This window comes from Kitasatospora sp. LaBMicrA B282, from assembly GCF_050325825.1.
Taxonomy (GTDB): Bacteria; Actinomycetota; Actinomycetes; order Streptomycetales; family Streptomycetaceae; genus Kitasatospora.
Genome location: NZ_JBNQTI010000327.1, coordinates 1 through 3,299 on the forward strand (window position 1 = coordinate 1; position 3,299 = coordinate 3,299).

At 72.5% G+C, this 3,299-nt stretch carries 4 protein-coding genes and 1 pseudogene; 4 read left to right on the forward strand and 1 reads right to left on the reverse strand.

Annotated elements, in window-relative coordinates; translation table 11 throughout:
• Window positions 1-395, reverse strand: a pseudogene (locus ACQRUO_RS39040) (hypothetical protein); the annotation flags it as partial.
• A gap of 317 nt (window positions 396-712) precedes the next feature.
• Here ACQRUO_RS39040 and rimP point away from each other — a divergent pair.
• The 4 genes from rimP to ACQRUO_RS39060 all read left to right on the forward strand — a co-directional run.
• Window positions 713-1,297 (forward strand): ribosome maturation factor RimP, encoded by a 585-nt coding sequence (gene rimP, locus ACQRUO_RS39045; protein ID WP_428320939.1) that lies wholly within the window; start codon window positions 713-715, stop codon window positions 1,295-1,297.
• Between the two features lie 31 nt (window positions 1,298-1,328).
• On the forward strand, window positions 1,329-2,342 hold the full coding sequence (gene nusA, locus ACQRUO_RS39050) for a transcription termination factor NusA (protein ID WP_428320940.1): 1,014 nt from the start codon (window positions 1,329-1,331) through the stop codon (window positions 2,340-2,342).
• An 80-nt stretch (window positions 2,343-2,422) separates the two neighbouring features.
• Complete coding sequence (locus ACQRUO_RS39055; protein WP_428320942.1) at window positions 2,423-2,716, forward strand: YlxR family protein; 294 nt, start codon at window positions 2,423-2,425, stop codon at window positions 2,714-2,716.
• A gap of 255 nt (window positions 2,717-2,971) precedes the next feature.
• On the forward strand, window positions 2,972-3,299 hold a 328-nt coding region (locus ACQRUO_RS39060), incomplete at its 3' end, for a translation initiation factor IF-2 N-terminal domain-containing protein (protein WP_428320941.1).

Sequence of the window (3,299 nt, forward strand, 5' to 3'; positions counted from 1 at the left end):
CTCGGCGTGATGGCCCCGGCCGAGGCGGCACCGGATGCGGCGGCGCGCGGGGTGGCGGTGGCCGACCCGCTGCGGCTCGGCGAGGCGGCGGCGGTCGGCAGTCCGGCGGCCAGCGCGGCCCGCTGGGCCTGCACCGCCGTCCGGTTCCCGGCCAGCGGGAGGCCGGGGGCGGGGGAGGGGCCGAGCACGGCGTCGTACTGGGCGAGCAGGCCGTCGACCGCGGCCAGTGCGCGGGTGCGCAGCGGCAGGTCGGGGTCGGCCGGCTTGGCGGCGGGGCCGCTCGCGCCGGCGCCCCGGGCGCCCTTGTCGTCCGCCGCGGCGGTGCAGGCGGTCAGGAGCCCGGCGGCGGCCAGGGCCCCGGTGGCCAGAAACGTCCGCCGGCTGGGGGACTGCATCGACGAGCTCCCTCGGGTCGGGCGGAAGCCGTCGAGCGCCCCCGCTGCGTGTGCCGGATCTGTCCGGGTGGGCGGCCTCGCCGTCATCGCGGCTTCACCGGGTGAACCGCGGGGGCTTCACCGGGTGAAAGAGTTGTGCCCACCCGCCCGCCAGACCGTACCGTCAGTGGCTGACGCCGGTGATCGCGGGTGCGGTTCCGGCGCGCCCGCGGGCGGGCGTAGCGGAGCCGGAATCGGCGGTTCGGGGGTCGACCCGATAGGCTTTGGGCGAGTTACGACCTTCTGACAACAGCAGACGCGGCCGAGGAGTCACCCGGATGAGCACCACCCCCACCGATCGGTTGCGTGCCCTGTTGGAGCCGCTGGCCGAGCGCGCGGGTCTGGATCTTGAGGACGTCAAGATCACCCAGGCCGGTAGCCGCCGCCAGGTGCAGATCGACGTGGACGCCGACGGCGGCGTGGACCTGGACGCGATCGCCGAGTTCAGTCGCGAGGTCGGCCAGGCGCTGGACGAGAGCGACCTGATGGGCAGTGCCGCCTACCTGCTGGAGGTCGGCTCGCCGGGCGTGGACCGCCCGCTCACCCAGCCCCGGCACTGGCGCCGCAACACCGGCCGGCTGGTGAAGGTCAAGCTCACCGACGGTGCCGAGATCGTGGCGCGGATCCTGTCCGGCGACGAGGAGGGCGCGCTGGTCGAGGTGCAGCCGGTCAAGGGCCGGGGCAAGGCCAAGGAGCGCCGGCTGGAGTTCGCCGAGGTCGCCAAGGCGCGGATCCAGGTCGAGTTCAACCGCAAGGAGGACGAGCAGCTGCTCGCCGACGCGGAGGACGGTGCCGACCTGGCGGACGATGACCTGGACCCGGCCGACGAGGCCGCCGAAGACGACGCTGCCGACGAGCAGTGAGCAAGAAGAGAAGAGCAGAGGAGGCGTAGCCGTGGACATCGACATGAGTGCCCTGCGTGGGCTGGTGACCGAGAAGAACATCCCGTTCGACCTGCTGGTCGAGTCGATCGAGTCGGCGCTCCTCATCGCCTACCACCGGACCGAGGGCTCGCGCCGTCGCGCCCGTGTCGAGCTGAACCGCAAGACCGGCCATGTGACCGTGTGGGCGCTTGAGGACGCGAGCGAGCTCGAGGAGGGCGTGGAGCCCAAGGAGTTCGACGACACCCCGAGCGGGTTCGGCCGGATCGCCGCCAGCACCGCCAAGCAGGTGATCCTGCAGCGCCTGCGGGACGCCGCGGACGACCAGACCTTCGGCGAGTACGCGGGCAAGGAGGGCGACATCGTCACCGGTGTCGTCCAGCAGGGCAACGACCCGAAGAACGTGCTGGTCGACATCGGCAAGCTGGAGGCCATCCTGCCGCCGCAGGAGCAGGTCCCGGGCGAGGAGTACAAGCACGGCACCCGGCTGCGCAGCTACGTGGTGGCGGTCCGCCGCGGCGTGCGCGGCGCTTCGGTGACGCTCTCCCGCACGCACCCCAACCTGGTGAAGAAGCTCTTCGCCCTGGAGGTGCCGGAGATCGCCGACGGTTCGGTGGAGATCGCCGCGATCGCCCGCGAGGCCGGTCACCGCACCAAGATCGCCGTGGTCTCCCGCCGGGCGGGCCTGAACGCCAAGGGCGCCTGCATCGGCCCGATGGGCGGCCGGGTGCGCAACGTGATGGCCGAGCTGCACGGTGAGAAGATCGACATCGTCGACTGGTCGGAGGACCCGGCCGAGATGGTCGCCAGTGCGCTGTCGCCCGCGCGGGTGACGAAGGTCGAGATCGTGGACTACGCGCAGCGCTCCGCCCGGGTGATCGTGCCCGACTACCAGCTGTCGCTGGCGATCGGCAAGGAGGGCCAGAACGCCCGACTGGCCGCCCGCCTCACCGGCTGGCGGATCGACATCCGACCGGACACCGAGGCCCCCGCCGATGTGCCGGACGGGGAATCCGCCGCCGAATAGTGGTGTTGTGTGTCGAGAACAGCGGCCCCGTCCTGATCGACGGGGCCGCGGTCAGTCCCGCTGGAGGGGTAGACTTGATGGTGTCCGGCCGGACGCGTGTCCGCGCATGCCCTGAACGCACCTGCGTGGGCTGCCGCAAGCGAGCGGCCAAGCACGAGCTGTTGCGAGTCACGGCGGTCGAGGGCGTCTGCGTCCCCGATCCTCGTGGTTCGCTGCCCGGGCGGGGCGCGTACCTGCACTCCGACCCGGCCTGTCTCGACCTGGCAGTCCGCCGCCGTGCGTTCCCGAGGGCCTTCCGGCTCCAGGGTCCGCTCGACACGGAGCGGCTGCGGGAGCAGGTCGAGGCCGGGGCCGCCGGCGCTCCGGCGTCCTGAGGCTCCCCTCGGCCGAACCGGCTCGGGGCGGCCCAGGGCCGGCCCGGGACACCAGTACCACCCCCGCCGGTGCGGGGGAGAACCACCGTACAGAGCACGGCGTACGCACTTCGGTGCGGCACGCCAAAGTCAGGTACCTCGCGAGATGGAAGTAGGTCGAGATTGCGATGAGCACTCGATGAGTACGCGATGAGTACGCCCATGAAGTAGCGACGGTCCGGCGGAGACGACCCCGGACTTACAGACAGGAGCGAAGTGGCTAAGGTCCGGGTATACGAGCTCGCCAAGGAGCTTGGGCTGGAGAGCAAGGCCGTCATGGCCAAGCTCACCGAGCTCGGTGAGTTCGTCCGTTCGGCGTCCTCGACGATCGAGGCGCCGGTCGTGCGCAAGTTGACTGACGCTTTGGGAGCGACCCCGCCTGCCGGTGGCTCGTCCGCCAAGCCTGGCCCGCGGAAGCCCGCGGCGCCCACGCCCGCCGGCGGTGCCGGTGCGGCTGCTGCACCCAAGCCGGGTGCCCCGACGCCGGGCCCGCGGCCCGCCGCGACCCCCGGCCCCCGTCCGACCCCGGCGGCTGCGCCGGCCG

Excerpts from the sequence above, each read along its gene's own strand:
- rimP (WP_428320939.1), top strand. The coding sequence starts at position 713 with ATGAGCACCACCCCCACCGATCGGTTGCGTGCCCTGTTGGAGCCGCTG.